This window comes from Streptomyces sp. NPDC048600 (assembly GCF_055587025.1).
The window spans coordinates 70945-86632 of the sequence record NZ_JBVJGZ010000018.1; the positions used below are offsets into that span (position 1 = coordinate 70945).

Annotated in this window: 15 protein-coding genes; 9 read left to right on the forward strand and 6 right to left on the reverse strand. The window is 69.9% G+C overall.

What is annotated here, in order from left to right; genetic code table 11:
* Positions 1–117 precede the first annotated feature (117 nt).
* From ACZ6SQ_RS23770 to ACZ6SQ_RS23785, 4 genes are all read left to right on the forward strand, one after another.
* Positions 118–549, forward strand: coding sequence for an Hsp20/alpha crystallin family protein (locus ACZ6SQ_RS23770; protein ID WP_469565271.1), 432 nt, complete (start codon positions 118–120; stop codon positions 547–549).
* A gap of 379 nt (positions 550–928) precedes the next feature.
* Positions 929–1372, forward strand: coding sequence for a DUF2267 domain-containing protein (locus tag ACZ6SQ_RS23775; protein WP_469565272.1), 444 nt, complete (start codon positions 929–931; stop codon positions 1370–1372).
* 251 nt (positions 1373–1623) lie between these two features.
* Complete coding sequence (locus ACZ6SQ_RS23780) at positions 1624–1986, forward strand: STAS domain-containing protein (protein WP_469565274.1); 363 nt, start codon at positions 1624–1626, stop codon at positions 1984–1986.
* A 73-nt stretch (positions 1987–2059) separates the two neighbouring features.
* Positions 2060–2392, forward strand: coding sequence for an ANTAR domain-containing protein (locus ACZ6SQ_RS23785; RefSeq protein WP_469565276.1), 333 nt, complete (start codon positions 2060–2062; stop codon positions 2390–2392).
* A gap of 300 nt (positions 2393–2692) precedes the next feature.
* Here ACZ6SQ_RS23785 and ACZ6SQ_RS23790 read toward each other — a convergent pair whose 3' ends face one another.
* Entirely contained in the window at positions 2693–4369 is a 1677-nt protein-coding gene (locus ACZ6SQ_RS23790) for a hypothetical protein (RefSeq protein ID WP_469565278.1), read from the reverse strand.
* 1130 nt (positions 4370–5499) lie between these two features.
* On the opposite strand from ACZ6SQ_RS23790, the gene ACZ6SQ_RS23795 reads away from it, so the two are divergent.
* Positions 5500–5730 carry an HflX-like GTP-binding protein gene (locus ACZ6SQ_RS23795; RefSeq protein ID WP_469565280.1) on the forward strand — a complete coding sequence of 77 codons (231 nt, stop codon included), beginning with the start codon at positions 5500–5502 and terminating at the stop codon, positions 5728–5730.
* 268 nt (positions 5731–5998) lie between these two features.
* Positions 5999–7375, forward strand: a complete 1377-nt coding sequence (locus ACZ6SQ_RS23800) for a DUF5685 family protein (protein ID WP_469565282.1) — start codon at positions 5999–6001, stop codon at positions 7373–7375.
* 145 nt (positions 7376–7520) lie between these two features.
* On the opposite strand, the gene ACZ6SQ_RS23805 is transcribed toward ACZ6SQ_RS23800, so the two are convergent.
* Entirely contained in the window at positions 7521–7883 is a 363-nt protein-coding gene (locus ACZ6SQ_RS23805) for a hypothetical protein (protein WP_469565285.1), read from the reverse strand.
* On the opposite strand from ACZ6SQ_RS23805, the gene ACZ6SQ_RS23810 reads away from it, so the two are divergent.
* On the forward strand, positions 7850–8107 hold the full coding sequence (locus ACZ6SQ_RS23810) for a tetratricopeptide repeat protein (RefSeq protein ID WP_469565286.1): 258 nt from the start codon (positions 7850–7852) through the stop codon (positions 8105–8107). The genes ACZ6SQ_RS23805 and ACZ6SQ_RS23810 overlap by 34 nt on opposite strands.
* Positions 8108–8395: 288 nt before the next feature.
* Here ACZ6SQ_RS23810 and ACZ6SQ_RS23815 read toward each other — a convergent pair whose 3' ends face one another.
* A complete protein-coding gene (locus tag ACZ6SQ_RS23815) occupies positions 8396–9223 on the reverse strand; it encodes a hypothetical protein (protein WP_469565289.1) in 828 nt (275 codons plus the stop codon).
* Positions 9208–9942 carry an RNA polymerase sigma factor gene (locus tag ACZ6SQ_RS23820; RefSeq protein ID WP_469565290.1) on the reverse strand — a complete coding sequence of 245 codons (735 nt, stop codon included), beginning with the start codon at positions 9940–9942 and terminating at the stop codon, positions 9208–9210. Before ACZ6SQ_RS23820 ends, ACZ6SQ_RS23815 begins: the two co-directional genes overlap by 16 nt.
* A gap of 538 nt (positions 9943–10480) precedes the next feature.
* Between ACZ6SQ_RS23820 and ACZ6SQ_RS23825 the strand changes: the two genes are divergently transcribed.
* Both ACZ6SQ_RS23825 and ACZ6SQ_RS23830 read left to right on the forward strand, forming a co-directional pair.
* Positions 10481–11338 carry a hypothetical protein gene (locus ACZ6SQ_RS23825; protein WP_469565292.1) on the forward strand — a complete coding sequence of 286 codons (858 nt, stop codon included), beginning with the start codon at positions 10481–10483 and terminating at the stop codon, positions 11336–11338.
* A gap of 13 nt (positions 11339–11351) precedes the next feature.
* Positions 11352–13559, forward strand: a complete 2208-nt coding sequence (locus ACZ6SQ_RS23830) for a bifunctional polysaccharide deacetylase/glycosyltransferase family 2 protein (RefSeq protein ID WP_469565293.1) — start codon at positions 11352–11354, stop codon at positions 13557–13559.
* 44 nt (positions 13560–13603) lie between these two features.
* Here ACZ6SQ_RS23830 and ACZ6SQ_RS23835 read toward each other — a convergent pair whose 3' ends face one another.
* Together ACZ6SQ_RS23835 and ACZ6SQ_RS23840 are read right to left on the reverse strand one after the other, a co-directional pair.
* Positions 13604–14614, reverse strand: coding sequence for a DUF2278 family protein (locus tag ACZ6SQ_RS23835; RefSeq protein ID WP_469565296.1), 1011 nt, complete (start codon positions 14612–14614; stop codon positions 13604–13606).
* 61 nt (positions 14615–14675) lie between these two features.
* Positions 14676–15656: an endonuclease/exonuclease/phosphatase family protein gene (locus ACZ6SQ_RS23840; protein ID WP_469565297.1), complete on the reverse strand. Its 981-nt coding sequence runs from the start codon at positions 15654–15656 to the stop codon at positions 14676–14678.
* Positions 15657–15688 lie beyond the last annotated feature (32 nt).

Consider the following 15688-nt stretch of genomic DNA (forward strand, 5'->3'; position numbering starts at 1 on the left):
TCCTGTTGTCATCCAGTGGACGACACCGTGTTTGTCATCCATTGGATGACATGCTACAACGGTGGCAGTGAGGCGCATTGGCAGCAACTGCCTGAACCTGCTGGAGGTGTTTTCACGATGTTGATGCGCACTGACCCCTTCCGTGAGCTGGACCGGCTGGCACAGCAGCTGATCGGACCGGGCACCTGGTCGAGGCCGTCGCCCATGCCGATGGACGCCCACCGCGAGGGCGACGCGTACGTCGTGGCCTTCGACCTGCCCGGTGTCACCCCGGACGCCATCGACGTCGACGTCGAACGCAACATGCTGACGGTCAGGGCCGAGCGCCGGCCGGTGATGAAGGCCGACGACGTGCAGATGGAACTGTCCGAGCGGCCGATGGGCGTCTTCTCCCGCCAGATCGTGCTCGCCGACACCCTCGACACCGAGCACATCGACGCCGACTACGACGCGGGCGTGCTCACCCTGCGCATTCCGATCGCCGAACGTGCGAAGCCCCGCAAGATCTCCGTCGGCGTCGGACCCGGCCGCAGGGAGATCTCCGGCTGACACGGGCCGGACGGTGCGGAGGACGGACGCCCGAGCTCTCCCCTCCCCCGCCCTCCGCACCCCCTGCGGGCAGTTCGAAGAAGGGGTGGCGGCCGAGATGACTTGGCGACGCGAAGCGTTCCACGATCCCGTGAAGCGACGCGGCCGGTGAGGCACCGTGATCGAGCGGCACCGCGCGGCAGACCGTGACCGGGGACGTCATCGCCGTTTCGTCCGCACTCGCCGACACCCGCGGCGACGACCGGCCGGTCGGATCCTGCTCCGGCTCCCCCGGCTACGGCCTGCGCTTCGCCCGCCGTCGGTCCGCCTGCCCCGTACCTCGGTACCACCCGACGGCAGCACCATCCCGACCCTGGCTCCATGAAAGGCATGCACCACAATGATCACCGATGTGCGCGCACCGCTCGAGCACCCGCAGTTCTACGGGACGGCGTACGAGCAGATGCTGGAGAAGGTCCGCTACGACGGCGCCTACCCCACCCGCGAGAAGGCCGACCAGGCCGTCCGCCTGGTCCTTTCGGGGCTGGGACGCCAGCTGACCGGCGACGAACGCGTCGACCTGGCCGCCCGGCTGCCCCTGGAGGCCGCACGCCTGCTGACCGCACAGATTCCCGACCCCCGGCCGCTCACCGGCTGGGCCTTCGTCAAGGACCTCGCCGCCCGCGCCGACACCTCCCTGGCCACCACCCGCTGGGACACCGGCTCCGTCTTCGGGGCCGTCGCCGCCTGCGCAGGCCCCGACCTGATCACCCGCATCCTCCACCAGCTCCCCTCCGGCTATGCCCTGCTGTTCGGCCGCGCCGAACTCAACCCCACCGCCTGAACGGGCCGTGACCTCCCGACGCCGACGGGGCTGGAGGCGGTGGCCCCGGCAGAGTCGTCGAGACTCAACGGACTCGCGCCGCCACCGCCCCGCTGCCGGGGTCGGCACCGCTACGGGCCCGGTCGGCTTCCGCCAGCCGGGTCCGTACCCGCCATGGCAGGCCAAGTGGCCCGCACAGGCGGCGGGTTGGACACCGCAGCGCCGGGTAGCCGGGAAAGTCATCAGCCCGCCCCACATGAGGGAGGACCTCCGTGTCGCGTCACGATCCGGGGCAGGCCGGCCCGCCGTCGATCTTCCGCCGTACCACCGACGGCATCGCCGTCGTCGCCCTCCTCGGCGAGATCGACTACAGCAGCCGAGACCAGCTCCGCGAACACCTCCTTCCGCCGCACAAGGCGGAAAGGCCGCGAACCGTCGTCGACTTCGCCAAGGCCACCTTCATCGACTCCGCAACCATCAACGCGCTCCTCGCAGCCCACCAGGCAGCCGACCGCGCACACGGATGGCTCAGGCTCGCAGGCCTGCAGCCGCCTGCCCGCCGTGTCGTGGAGATCACCGGCCTGGACACGCTCATTCCCTGCTACCCGGACCTTGACCAGGCACTACGCGCTTGAACGCTCAAGCCGCCGTGCCCGGCGACACCCCCTCGGCGGTCCAACCCCCCACCGAACTAAGGAGGATCTGAAAGTGAGCGAGGAACGTGGGGCCCAGAGACGCGCGACAGACCGGATCGTGGAGCTCCAGGCGGAGGTTGAGCAGCTCAAGGAGGCCGTCGTCTCGCACGCCGTGGTCGACCAGGCCATCGGGATGATGGTCGCACTCGGACGCGTAACCCCCGATCAGGGCTGGACCGTGCTCCGCGAGGTGTCCCAGCACACCAACGTCAAACTCCGCACCGTCGCCGAACTCGTACTGCAGTGGGGCCGCAGCGGAAATCTTCCGTCCAGCATCGGCGCCGAACTCGAGGGCGCCCTGGACCGCCACAGCCCCTCCCAGATCCCCGGCGCGGACACCGCATAGCTCGCCACCCACCCCCGAACCGGCATCGGCATCGGCATCGGCATCGGCATCGGCAGGGAGCCTCACGCCGGCATCGGGGGCAGATCCTCCCGATCGACTCCTACCCTCGAGGACTACAGCCTTGCCGAGGTCACGAGTTTCCTCACCCCAGGGACCTGGGGAGACGCTCCGGGAAGAAGCGACCCGATCTGCTCTTCAGGCGCGACACGTCTCGTGCCGCGCCTGAAGAGCATGCTCCGGTGCCGCTAGAGCCACTCTCACTGACGGCCCCCAGCAGTGACACTCACGTCACTGCGCTGTTCAGCGGGTCTTCTTCAGAGTGATCTTGCCGGCCTTCTTCGTGATCAGAGAGCCGCCCGTGCTCATGGAGACGTACAGGCTGTACCGCCCTGCCGGGACCTTCGAGACGTCGAGGCCCTCGTCCCCGGTGGTGAAGTATCCGGCGTCGTAGATGCCGAAGTCGTCCTCCGGCACGAGAGGCCGCACGCGTGCGGGGTCCTTCTTCGCCCCCAGCAGGAACGAGTACGACGAGGACCTGTCCTGGAGGACGAGGTAGTAGGCGGCGTGCGACTCCCGCTCGGCGTTGCGGCCCGGCAGGAAGAAGACACCCTCCGCGTGGAGCTTGCGGCCGGCCGCCTCGGCCTTCACCAGGGAGTAGCGCGCGCCCGGGGAGTCGGCTCCGACGATGTTCCTCTTGATGACCTTGAGGCCCGCCCTGCCGCCGCGGAAGATGACCTCCGAGTCGCCGAAGGGCAGACGCCGGTCGATCACTTTGTCCGAGGTCAGCCGGGTGCGTCGCTCGATCCCCTCGGCCTCGCTGGCCACACTCACCGACACGTCGAAGGTGCCGCGGGGCAGGGAGGTGAAGTCCAGGCCGCCGTCCGTCGCGAATTCACCGTCGGCGTACTCGCAGAAGTACTCGTCGTAGTACTCGCGGTAGAGCTTCTTGCCCGGCCTGTTGTCGAGGGGGTAGTCGAAGCTGCGGCCCTTCTCCTCCAGAATGATCCGCTTTGTCTCCGCGGTCGGCCCCTCGGGCGAGACGCCGGGCAGGAAGGCGTGGCCCTTGAGGTGCAGCTTGCCGTCGATACGCACGGCGCCGGCGAGGGCGGCCGCGACGGTGTCCCGCTGCCGGAGCTCGGCCAGGTACGCGGAGGCCTTCTCCGGGTCCTCGGCGCCCGCACCGATCCGGACCTCGCCGAAGCTCGGCGTGAGGCCCTCCGACAGCGCGTGGACGAGGCTCCACACCGACGGCAGCGCCTGGCGGGTCACCTGGTAGTGCTCCTGGACGGTGGGCGAGTCCAGGAAGAGGAAGTTGAAGTTCTCGTAGGCGCGCAGTCCGGGGAGGTAGTGCTTCACCTCCTGCTCGTACTGATAGTCGTTCGGGGAGGAGATGACGTAGATGTTCCGGTTGAAGTCCACCTCCTTTTCGATGAGGTCCTTCATCACGGAGTCCATGACGGCGACGTTCTCGTCCGACTGGCCTTCACCGAGGACGGCGTCACCGAGCTGGCCGTGACCCTTGGAATAGCTGCCCAGGAAATACTGCGGCGTCGACGACACAATGTTCTTGTAGTCGTACTTCAGCCCGTAATAGAGCGCGGCGGCACCACCCTTGGAGGTACCGAGCAGGGTGACCTCGTCCCGGGTCACGCCCAAGCGCTGCATGTAATCCTGTATGAGGTCCTGAATGGAGTCCGAAACACTGAAATCCATGTTCCGGGCGACGTAGTAAGAGGCGCCTTCGTCGAAATGGTCGCGAATCCTCAGCACATTGCACAGAACGCCGTCGAGTGCCGCGCCGAAACCGTACTTGCTGTCCACCGAGGAGAACACGACCAGCAAGTGCCGGTGGTCACCGTGCGCAGGGCGGAACTGGAACTGGACGGGCCATTTCCCGTACACCTCCACATGCTCCTTGGCGACACGTGACCTTTCCGTGACGTAATTCGGAGACAGCGCGGGGAGCGTGGTGTTCATCGAGAGACAGACCTTCGGGGCCGGGGGTAGTGCGGGGGGTGGCTCCGCAGTATACGTATGGTTAAAGGCTTGACAATAGAGGGTATGGCACACGTCAAGTCGCGACCGCGCACGTGGCTCCGGTCCGGCGCTGCACCACGTCGAAACTTTCGACCTTCCGGAGCAGATGCGGTGATGGTTGCGTGTGGAAATTAGAAACTTCGGCGCAACAATTCCACGGCACGGAGGCGCTCTTGGCGTCCGCCGTCCACGACCCCGTTACGGCTGGGGACAGTTGCCACCGCGTTCCGACGCCAGGCCACCCCTGGCACCTTCGGGGCCTCCTTCGAGGGTCTCGCCACCGTTGAAAACCGGACCAACCACCCCATGGATGCACATGGTTACGCCGAGTGCGGGGACATCTCGCGCAGGGCCAGGGGCACTCAGGGCCAAGTCGCGTCTGGCCACCACGGCCGGCGGGGACGACAGCCAGGCGCGGAAGCAGCTCCGGCCGGCACCGAGCGCCACGCACGCTGACGCAAAGCATCCGCCGATGAGCGGGGAGTACCGTCGTCGCCCGGCGGGCGGAATGGTCTCGACCAGAGCACGCCACCGACCAACCTGTCGGTGGTCCCGCCACGGCCGCCTCACGGCCATCGAGACGCGGAAGCAGAGGCGCCGTCCGCCCCTACGCCGCCTCGCCCTCGCGCCCCACCGGATCGCTAATCGCGGTCGACGAGCGACGTATCGCACTCGGAGTCGGGCACAAACAGGCTCAGTCGATAGGTGGTTGGCTGTACCAGTCGCCCACAGAGAGTGTCGATTCGGGTCAGAGACCAGTCGACCGGCTTGTCCGAGGACCGCAGACGGCGAATGTGAGCATGCCAATCCTGCTCGTCCTGGGTCTCGTACAGCACCTCCCAATGGCCGGAGCCATGAATGGCAGGAACGGTGGCCCGCTGACTGCTGTCCGTCTGCTGACGCTTCCTCTTCCGCTGTCCTGGCACCGGCCAAGCATCACCGGCCCTGTGGGCGCTCGGCAAGGCCATTGTGTGGGGCTGGGCGCTTCGCGTCGCATGGTCGGGTAGCCGGGACGAGGGGGCGTCGCTCTTTTACTCGAGGCGCGTGGTGCGCGGGTCGTCGAGCGGATCGTGCAGCGCCGGGGCGTCTCGGACGGCGGGGTCCGGAAGATGGGCCTGCCCCACTCGTCGCGGACTCTGCTCAGCCATGGAAAAATCCACGAGGTGGCGCGGGCCTCGGACCAGGTCGACGCCGACGCGGTGATCTTCGTTGCCACGTTGACCGATCGCCAACAGCGCACCCTGACGGACATGCTCGGCCACCCCGCCGTGGGTCTCGCCGACATCCTCGGCGCCGGGTGACCGCTCCTCGACGTCGTTGCCGGGCGGCGGGCATCAGGACCGGAGCCCACGCGGCCGTCGTCACCAACGGCGTTGGCCCCTGTGAAAGCACCGTTGCCAAACCGCAGCTCACACCCCGTACAGCCCAGGCCTTAGCATGTCGCCCGTTGAGTGACGGGCGGTCCTGCGTATCACGCGGTCGTGCCTCGTGTGCGGTCGGGCTTCATGTGCGACGTTGCCGCCCGTCCGGCTGCGTGCCGGCAGCCGTGTCTACGGGGGGAGAACGCCGATGTTCGGAATCATCAGGCCGTGCAGTCATCGCCTGGGCGAGGGCATGCGTACCGAGTGGATGGCGCACCTGTGCGGGCTGTGCCTGGCGCTGCGCGGCGAGTACGGGCAGTTCGCGCGGGTGGCCACCAACTACGACGGCCTGATCGTCTCGGTGCTGACCGAGGCGCAGTCGGAGCGTACCGGCGACTGGCGGCGAGGCGCCGGACCGTGTCCGCTGCGCGGTATGCGGTCGGCGGACGTGGCGCAGGGTGAGGGTGCCCGGCTGGCGGCGACGGTGTCGCTGGTGCTGGCCGCGGCGAAGATACGCGACCACGTCGCCGACGGCGACGGCCTGTTGGGCCGCCGCCCGGTGACGCTGGCGGCGCGCCGGATCGCCCACGGCTGGGACCGCGCGGGTGCGGCGGGCGGCGAGCGGCTCGGCTTCGACACCGCGATACTGCTCGGCGCGGTCGAACGGCAGTCGGACATCGAACGGCTCACCGGCCCCGGCGACTCGCTTCTGACGGTCACGGAGCCTACGGAGACGGCGACCGCCGCCGCCTTCGCGCACACCGCGGTGCTCGCCGACCGTCCGGGGAACGCCGAGCCGCTGGCGGAGGCCGGCCGGCTGTTCGGGCGGCTGGCGCATCTGCTCGACGCGGTGGAGGACCTGGACGCGGACCAGGCGACCGGCGCGTGGAACCCGATCGCGGTGACCGGCGCCACCCGCACCGAAGTGCGCCGGCTCTGCGACGACGCGGTCCGTGGGATCCGACTCGCCCTGTCCGACGCCCAGTTCGTCGACGGGCGGCTGGCGCAGGCGCTGCTGGGCGGCGAGCTGGAGCGTGCTGTCGACCGCGTCTTCGACCCGCGGCATCGTCACCACCAGCACCGTCACCAGGCTCGGGGCCCTCGCGTGCTTCCGTGGCTGGGACGCCGTACCGCGACGGAACCGCTGTCGGGGGCGGGTACGGGGACGGAATGCGGGGTCGGAGCGCTTGCGGGCGTGGCCCCGGAGGGCGCGACGGCGTCGGGCCGGCCCTCGGAGGGACGGTGTCGGCGGTGTGAGCAGTGGCGCCAGCTGTGCCGTCATTGCGGGTTGTGCTTCAACTGCTGCAGCTGCAACGACGACGCCGGCGACGACGGCGGCGAGGCCTGGCAGTTCGGCGAAGGCAACGGCGGCGGCGACTCTCGCCAGGGCGGTTCGGGCAGGGACAATTCCGGCGGCGACGGCTGGTTCGGCGGCGGGGGCGGGGGCAACTCGGGCGGCGGTTTCGGTGGTTCCGGCGGGGGCGGCCGGGGGTCGGGGGGCTCCGGTGGTGGCTCGGGGGACGGCTGCTGCGGTGGCGGGGGTTGCTGCAACCCGTGCAAGTGCTGCTGCGATTGCTGCGACTGAGCGACGGAGCAGCCGCGAGTGCCCCGGCCCCGGAAGGGAACCGGGGCCGGGGCACTCTCCACCACGTGGCATCGGAGTGCAGCGACGTGGCCCTCGCCGAATCCGGTCTCCAGCGGATCGGCCTTGAGGGGCAGTAGGCCGGCGCTCAGGGACGCCCGTACCGCTTGCAGAGGTAGTACGTGGGAGGGTATTCGCCGTCATCGAGGCAGATGCGGACAACTGCTGCGCCACCAGGGACGTCCGCTTCGACCGGGACGGAGAAGCTCGAGCTGGTCCCGCACACGCTGGCGCTGTAGCCCCGGCCAAGTTCGACGTTGGCACTGTCGAGGGTGAACACCGAGGTGCCCCGGCAGTTGAAGCCGTCCACGGACTTCTGTTCGCCCGTGACGGTGACCGAACGGTTGTACCAGGTGATGGTGCCCCTGGTGTAGGTGTTCCCGACGGTGACGTCGAACGGGCTTGTCGGGTAGGCGGTTGCCTGGGCGGACGCGACGGGCGCGCCTGGCACGCATCCACCACCTTCTCGGCGCTCATGAAGCGGCGGTGCAACTGGCCGAGAGAGCACTGCGGATCGACGAGACAGCGTACGGACCGGACGATCCGTACGTGAGCTTCGACTTGATAGCACTGGCGAGCGTCCACCTCGACCTGGACGACCACGCCGTGGCCGTGCCGCTGATCTCGCGTGCGCTACGGATCCGGGAGACCAGTTACCCACCGGACCACCTGTAGCACCCGGCTGGGAACGACACACCCCAAAACCGAGGATGCCATCGCCCTGGCCGACCACCTGCAGAAGGGCGGCAACCGCCGCGGGCGCAGCGAGGTCTTCGCGCTCGGCGAGGCCTAGCGGCCTTCTCCGCCACGCCGCACGAGGCCGGTTCGCGGTCGTACGGCACGGCCGCAGGCGGCGGGCCTCGCCGGATTCGGCCCGCCCACGTCGCTGCAGGGCCGCGGCAGCGACGTCCTCCGACTGGCACCGCGACCAGCCGGAGTACCGCAGACCGCATCGGCGTCTCCTCAGGGCACCAGGCCTCCACCAGGCCCGGAGCCCTTCACTCCGGCGTCCTGGCCGGGCGCCGGGCCGTTCTCCGCCGAGTTGTCCGTGCCGCTCGAACCTTCGCCGGCCGTGCCGTTGCGGGACACACCGCCGACGCCGGTCGCACCGTCGTCGGCGCCTTCGGCAGAGCCTCCCGAGCCGACGGACCCGCCCTGTGCGGCCCTCGCCCGCCTGAGCTCCTCGGAGCAGTATCCGGGGACATCGCTCTCACCGCCGGCCGCGGCGACCAGCCGCTGCCAGACCGTCGAGTCGAGCGCCGTTCCTCGGCCCTCGACACGCTCGTACGCACGGCAGTGAGCCTCGGTGTCCTGAGCTGCGGCTGGTCCGTCCGCCGGCCGAGGGCCGCCGGAGGGTGTCGGCGAGGCGGTCTCGCTCGGCCAGCCGGAAGCCGCCTTCGACGGGGACTCCGTACCACGGCTAGCGCCGGGTGCGTCCTCCGACGAGACCGTGGAACCGATGCCCGCCACGGCGACACCGCCCAGGACCAGGCTGCCGAGCAGCGCCCCGAGCGTCACCTTCAGCGGGCGCCGAACCCGCCGCTCCTCAGGCAGCCGCCAGTCGTCGCGGCGGCGCGTACGGGCCCGGTGCGCGCCCGCGTCGCGGGCGGCTCTGAAGGCCGCCAGCGCCTGTTGCTCAGCCTGCCGGCCGGACGGAGCGGCGGCGCGAACGGCGGCCGCGAGAGCTGCTTCCAGCCCGGTCGCCTCACCCCGGTCCAGCGGCGCCGCCGGGGCAGTGGAAGGCTCACGCCGACGGCCCGTGAGCCCGCTATCACTCAGCCTTCCGCCCATGCCCGCTTCCGTGCCAGTCCTATGAGTTCGGTTCTCTTGACGTGTTCGGTCCGGCCGCCGTTCACCCGGCTGTCGTCGCCGCCGTTCGTTTCTGCGGTTTCACCACCTCGGGGCCTCCAACGTGTCCCGCTCTCCTTCGCCTCGTCGGCGATGCCGAGCTGCCGCGCCAGCCGTTTGAGGCCCCGGTGGGCGGATGTGCGCACCGCGCCCGGGCGTTTGCCCAGGACGCGTGCGACGGCGGGACCGTCCAGGCCGACGACGACGCGCAGGAAGACGGCTTCCGCCTGGTCCCGCGGCAGGCCTCGCAGCAGTTCCATGGCCCATTCGGTGGACAGTGTCTCCAGGGCCTGCTCGTGCGTGCTGTGCGCACTGGGCACGTCCAGCACATCCTGTTCGGTCCCGCCGGGCCGGGGCCGTACGCGCAGGCGGCGCAGGTGGTCCAGCGCCCGGTGCCGGGCAATGGTGGCGGTCCAGCCCCGGAACCCGGCTCCGTCACCCTTGAACCGGCCGAGATCACGGGCGATCTCCAGCCATGCGTCGGACGCCACGTCCTCGGCGTCGTCACCGACGAGGCCACGCAGATATCCGAGCAGACCCGGCTGGACGATCCGGAAGGCGACCGCGAACGCCGCCTCGTCGCCGTCCTGGGCGCGCGCCACAGCCGCACTCAGTTCCCCGTCGTGCGCGTGCGCTCGCCGCGGTTGACGTACTTGGCCCAAAATCATCCTCGTTCACAACGGATTCAGCGGAACTTCCTGCCGCCGGCCGCGCTCCGTACGCTTCCCCGGCACATGCTGGACAGCGCACGCCGTCCCGGAAGTGTCACAACACGCCGGGCACGGCGATCGCCTCACCGGAGTCACGCCGTCGACTGCGAGTCCGCCACACCTCCCCTCCGCCCACGCCACCCCCGACCGGGCTCAGTGACATCCGGCATGCCCCATACGCTGGAGGAATGCCGGGTCAGGTTCCGGGCAGGCCATGGGCACCGCTCGCCGCAGCCCGCGCCGCAACCCTCCTCGGACCTCTCCGGGCCGTTCGCACTTCCCCCCGACGGGCGGTACGAAGAAAGCCGAGGCGGCCGGGACCCCCACCACTGCTCGGGGTCCCGGCGGCCCGGCGTTTCGGCTCCCACGAGATGCCGCTTTCGGCGGAAGGATCCTCTCTACGACCCTCGAGGTGTAACAGTTCCGGCCACCGGCGCTCTGAAGTAGACGGGCGACCACGTCGGTCGGCCAGGACAGGGGACTCGAACTCGTGCAGTGGTCGGACGGCAGTGGTGGCACGTACGGCGAGGACCCGTACGCGGGAAGCGGGTACGGGTACGGGTACGGGTACGGGTACGCGTACCAGGACGGTGGCAGCACCACCGGCACCCTGACCTGGGACCCCGCCCGAGCCGCCTACCCGACGCACCACCTTCACGTCCCTGAGCCCCAGACCCCGTACGCGGAGACGTACCCGGACGTGGTCACCACGGCGGCCTGTCACGTCGCGGGCAACGGTTGGGGAACCCTCTACGACGACCCCTGTGCCACCCTTCCCGACGGCACGTACTCCGCCCTGCACAACGGCCCGTACGGCGGTCTCCACGGCAGCCCCCGCGCCGAGGTGCTCACCGGACCGCCCGCGCAATCCGACGCATACGGCCGTCCCGCACCGGAGCCGGTCCTCCGGGAGGACGAGACGCCGGGTCCGGTCTTCGTCGACGCCTCGGGACGACGTGAGCGCCGTGTGAGGCGCGCCGCACGCCTGGCGGTGATTCCCGCCGGCGGTTACGTCGCCCTGCTGATCAGCACGGTCCTCGGCGGCCCCGGCTTCAACTCCCCGTTCGTCCCGCAGGCGGACGCACCCCACACGGGCACGTCCGGCGTCTCCGCCCCCGACGCCTCTCCCGCCCCTGCCCGACCCGCCGCGGCGCAGGGCACGACCACCCCGCCCGCGGACTCCCGGCCCGCCGAGCAGACGCCCCCCGGCCCCACGGCCTCCGCCACCCCCGCCCCCACAACCGTGGAGCCCACCGACACCACCACATCGGTCTCGGACCCCACCACCCCAACCGCCCCCTCCCAGAACGGACGATCCCTCGGCTCGTCCCACAAGCCCGTGAAGTGATCCAGAACCCCACGTGACCAGACGCCGACACCGCAACACCCGAGCCCGCCGCGGCCGCACCCGTCCGATCACCCCCCGCGCCCACTGGCTGCTGCTGTGCGTGTTCGCGGTGACCCTGTCGACGGCTCTGCTGCTCCAGGGCTACACCCACCACATGTTCGCCATCACCTCGGACGGGCCGACCGGCCCCCGCGGCCGCGCCGAGACGGTGCCCCCTCAGGTGATCCACGGCGCACCCGTGATCGCGAACGCCGACGGGTCCGCGCACACCGCCCGGCTGAAGCCGCGCACCATCGCGCTCACCTTCGACGACGGTCCCGACCCGGTCTGGACACCACGCATACTCGACGTACTGCGCCGCAATCAGGTACGTGCGACCTTCTTCGTCGTCGGCACCCAGGTCGTCGACCACCCGGACCTGCTCCGCCGCATCGTCGACGAGGGCCACCAGATCGGCATCCACGCCTTCACCCACCCCGACCTGTCCCGCCTCGCCCCCTGGCAGCGGTCGCTGGAGCTCCGCGAGACGCAGTTGGCGGTGGCGGGCGCGGCCAGGGTCACCACGGCGCTCCTGCGTCCGCCGTTCTCCTCGACGAACGAGGCGCTGGACGACGCCGACTGGAGCGTCCTCCGGCAGGCCGGGGCGGCCGGCTACGTGACCGTGCTCTCCACCCTGGACTCCCAGGACTGGCGGCGCCCCGGAGCGGACCGCGTCCTCGCCGGCGCGACTCCTCGCGGGACGGCCGGGCAGATCGTGCTGATGCACGACGGCGGCGGCGACCGGTCGCAGACCGTCGCCGCGCTGGGCACCCTCATCCCACGGCTGAAGTCACAGGGCTACCGGTTCGCGACCGTCGGAGCCGCCGTCGGCATGGCCGGGCCCGTTCACCGCGCCGGAATGGGCGAACATCTGCAGGGCCTGGCCCTCATCACGTCACTGCGGGCCGGTAACCGGGCCGTGTGGCTGCTGGGCGTGCTGATGTACGCGGCCGGAGTGATCAGTGTGCTGCGCGCGGCGGTCGTCCTGGTCGCGGCCCGCCGTCACCGGCGGCAGCGCACAGGGCACCGGGCACGGCCCTGGGGGCCTCCCGTGACCGAACCGGTCAGTGTGATCGTCCCCGCGTACAACGAGAGCGCGGGCATCGAGGCGGCCGTACGCTCGTTGGTGGCCTCGGACCATCCGGTGGAGATCATCGTGGTCGACGACGGTTCGACCGACGGTACCGCCGACCTGGTGGAGGCGCTGCGCCTGCCGGGGGTCAGGGTGATCCGGCAGCGCAACGCGGGCAAGCCCGCCGCCCTCAACACCGGCCTCGCCGCGGCCACCTGCGAGCTGGTGGTCATGGTCGACGGCGACACGGTTTTCGAGTCCGACACCGTCCGCACGATCGTGCAGCCCTTCGCGGATCCCCGCGTGGGTGCGGTCTCCGGCAACGCCAAGGTGGTCAACCGCCGAGGCCTGCTGGGCCGCTGGCAGCACATCGAGTACGTCGTCGGCTTCAATCTCGACCGCCGCCTGTTCGATCTCGCCGAGTGCATGCCGACCGTGCCTGGTGCGGTGGGGGCGTTCCGCCGCCGGGCGCTGCTGGCCCTCGGCGGCGTCAGCGACGTCACCCTCGCCGAGGACACCGATCTCACCATGGCGCTGTGCCGCGCCGGGTGGCGCGTGGTGTACGAGGAGGACGCCGTCGCCTGGACCGAGGCGCCCGCGTCCCTGAGCGCGCTGTGGCGGCAGCGGTACCGCTGGTGCTACGGCACCCTCCAGGCGATGTGGAAGCACCGCGGTGCGCTGCTGCAGCGCGGCGCCGCCGGCAGACTGGGCCGACGGGGACTGATCTATCTCCTCCTCTTCCAGGTGCTCCTGCCCCTCCTGGCCCCGGTGGTGGACATCTTCGCCGTCTACGGCCTGCTCTTCCTGGACCCGGCCCGCATCATCGGCCTCTGGCTGGCCTTCCTGCTCCTCCAGCTCGGCATGGGGCTCTACGCGTTCCGCCTCGACGGCGAACGGCCGGGCCCGCTGTGGAGCCTGCCGCTGCAGCAGTTCGTGTACCGCCAGCTGATGTACCTGGTGGTCGTCCAGTCGGTCTTCACCGCCGTGTCAGGATCACGGCTGCGCTGGCAGCGCATGGAGCGCTACGGCACACTGCGCTCCCCGTCGGACCCCAGGGCACAAACCTCCACCGGTCCCTCCGGGAGGGACCGGAACGCTGACGTGCTCTGACCGGCAAAGCGGCGGCGGTCCGTCGCGGTGGGTGAGGAGGGCGCTCAGAAGGACACCGTCCAGCCCTCGCGACTCGCCTCGGCCGCCGTGTACGACACTCCGTCGACCTTGAGACCCTCGGGGTCGAGCAGGGTGATCGCACCACCGTTGTTGCCGAGGGCGAAGCCGTTGCCTCCCTGGACGACCAGGGTCGAGCCCGCGGCGACGAGTTCGGAGGGCAGTGCGAGCATGTGGTCCGCGCTGTCGGCCAGTTGCCAGCCTCTGAGGTCGACCGGTTCGGGGGAGGCGTTGATGAGGGTCACCGACTCCCGCTCGGGCGACGGGCCCTTGGGGTTGACCATGGCTGCCAGGATGCGCACTTCCGCCTCGCGCCGGACGGGCCGCGCGGGTGCGGTCTCGATCGGGTCACCGGTCCGGTCGTCGGTGTGCCAGGCCTGGGACTGGAAGGCGAGGAACACGGCCGCCCAGCGGGACTCGGCGGGGAAGTGGATGATCAGCGCGCCGTCCTGCCAGACTCCGTTGCTCGAGCGGAATCGCCCTACGCTGCCCTGGTTCATGTGGATGTCGTGGACACCGTTGCCGGGCTCGAAGCCGAACACCTTGTCGCGCTTGTTGCGTTCCGGCCCCCATCGCTCTCCGAGGAGGTACACGGCGGCCGTGGAGTCGCCCATGGCCCGCCCGATGTAGTGATCCAGTCTGTCGGACAGGTCGTTGTCGGGGCCGATCACATCGGGAGGCAGCTTGCGCATCGATTCCGGGGCGAAGAGATTGCCGCGGATGAAGTCCAGACTCGCCGTGCCGGGCTTGGACTGGAGTTCCGTCCAGCCGCTCCCCGCCGGGGGAAGCTGCGCGGTCACGGGATGCCGGAAGTCGTCGATGGCCAGGAACAGCAGCTCGGAGGGAGCCTGCTGGGACAGCACGTTGACCGCGCCGCGGTAGTGCGTGCCCGCGCTGTCGGTGAGGTGCAGCTGGTAGTGCGGGGTGTCGTCGGGAGCACCTTCGCGGAGCCGGTCGACGACGCTGCACGCCAGCACTCCGTAGTTCTTCAGTGGCATGAGACTTCCCTCCGCCGCTGGTCGAGCCGGAACGGATCCGGTATGTGGAAGGGGAACGAGGTCAAAGGTCGAGGACGACCCAGGCGGGATCGTGATCCGATGCGTCACCGCCGTGCCTGGTGCGCCGGTCGATGTGAGAGCTCTTGTGCCGCGTCGCGAGGCTCTTGCTGAGCCAGATCTGGTCGAACAGCTCGTACTTGGCGGGCTGTCCGGCTTCCTTGAACCGATGGGTCCACGACCCCGAGGCAGGCGGTGGAGGACTGTCGGGCTTGGGTTCCCGGGTCTCCTGCGGGTGGGCGAGCGCCTCGGTCAGACTCAACTGAGGTGTCGGCTCGGCGAATTTGGCGAGCGTCGGCGCGTCAGGGCTGTCGTTCATGTCGCCGAGCACGATGTAGCGTCCGTCGGGGCGTGTGCGTTCGCCGACGATCCGGATGATGGCGTCGGCCTGGCGTGCGCGTCGCTCGTCGGCGAGACGCTTGCCCTTCTCGGGGTCGGTGTCCCGGTCGACGAACTGGCTCTTGAGATGGTTGTTGAACACGGTCAGCAGGTGCTTGTCGGGGTCACGGGGATCCCGGATGTCCACTTCCAGCAGGTCCCGGCTGAAGACACGTTCGCCGGGCACGTCCGGATGGACCGCGTGCTGCCACGAGGTCACCGCGCCGACCGGGAATTTGGAGACGACGGCGACATCGATCAGTCGGGGGTCGTTGCCCTCGATCAGCGAGAGATACGGGTAGGCGCCGCCGAGGGACTGAGCGACGAAGAACCTCAGCGTGTCGATGTCCTCGACTTCCTGCAGGGCCAGTACGTCGAGGTCCATCTCGCCGATCCGCCGGGCCAGCACCTTCTGCTCCTCGGGATCTATTCCCTTGACCAGCTTGCCTTTGTACGTGCGGATCCGGACGCTCTCGGGGTCGTCGAAGACGTAGCTGGAGGTCAGACGTCCCTCGCCGTCCAGTGCGTGGACAGCCGATATCTCTGCCCGGAAGTTGAACCGTGAAAAGAGGTTGTTGAGGTTGAATGTTCCGACAGTGACATCCATGGTGACCTCCGCGATCGACCATTTGTCCCCTG

What these genes read in the sequence shown, in the direction of transcription:
- ACZ6SQ_RS23770 (WP_469565271.1), top strand. Translation starts at nt 118, where the DNA reads ATGTTGATGCGCACTGACCCCTTCCGTGAGCTGGACCGGCTGGCACAG.
- ACZ6SQ_RS23775 (WP_469565272.1), top strand. Translation starts at nt 929, where the DNA reads ATGATCACCGATGTGCGCGCACCGCTCGAGCACCCGCAGTTCTACGGG.
- ACZ6SQ_RS23790 (WP_469565278.1), bottom strand. Translation starts at nt 4,369, where the DNA reads ATGAACACCACGCTCCCCGCGCTGTCTCCGAATTACGTCACGGAAAGG.
- ACZ6SQ_RS23800 (WP_469565282.1), top strand. Translation starts at nt 5,999, where the DNA reads ATGTTCGGAATCATCAGGCCGTGCAGTCATCGCCTGGGCGAGGGCATG.
- ACZ6SQ_RS23815 (WP_469565289.1), bottom strand. Translation starts at nt 9,223, where the DNA reads ATGGGCGGAAGGCTGAGTGATAGCGGGCTCACGGGCCGTCGGCGTGAG.
- ACZ6SQ_RS23835 (WP_469565296.1), bottom strand. Translation starts at nt 14,614, where the DNA reads ATGCCACTGAAGAACTACGGAGTGCTGGCGTGCAGCGTCGTCGACCGG.
- ACZ6SQ_RS23840 (WP_469565297.1), bottom strand. Translation starts at nt 15,656, where the DNA reads ATGGATGTCACTGTCGGAACATTCAACCTCAACAACCTCTTTTCACGG.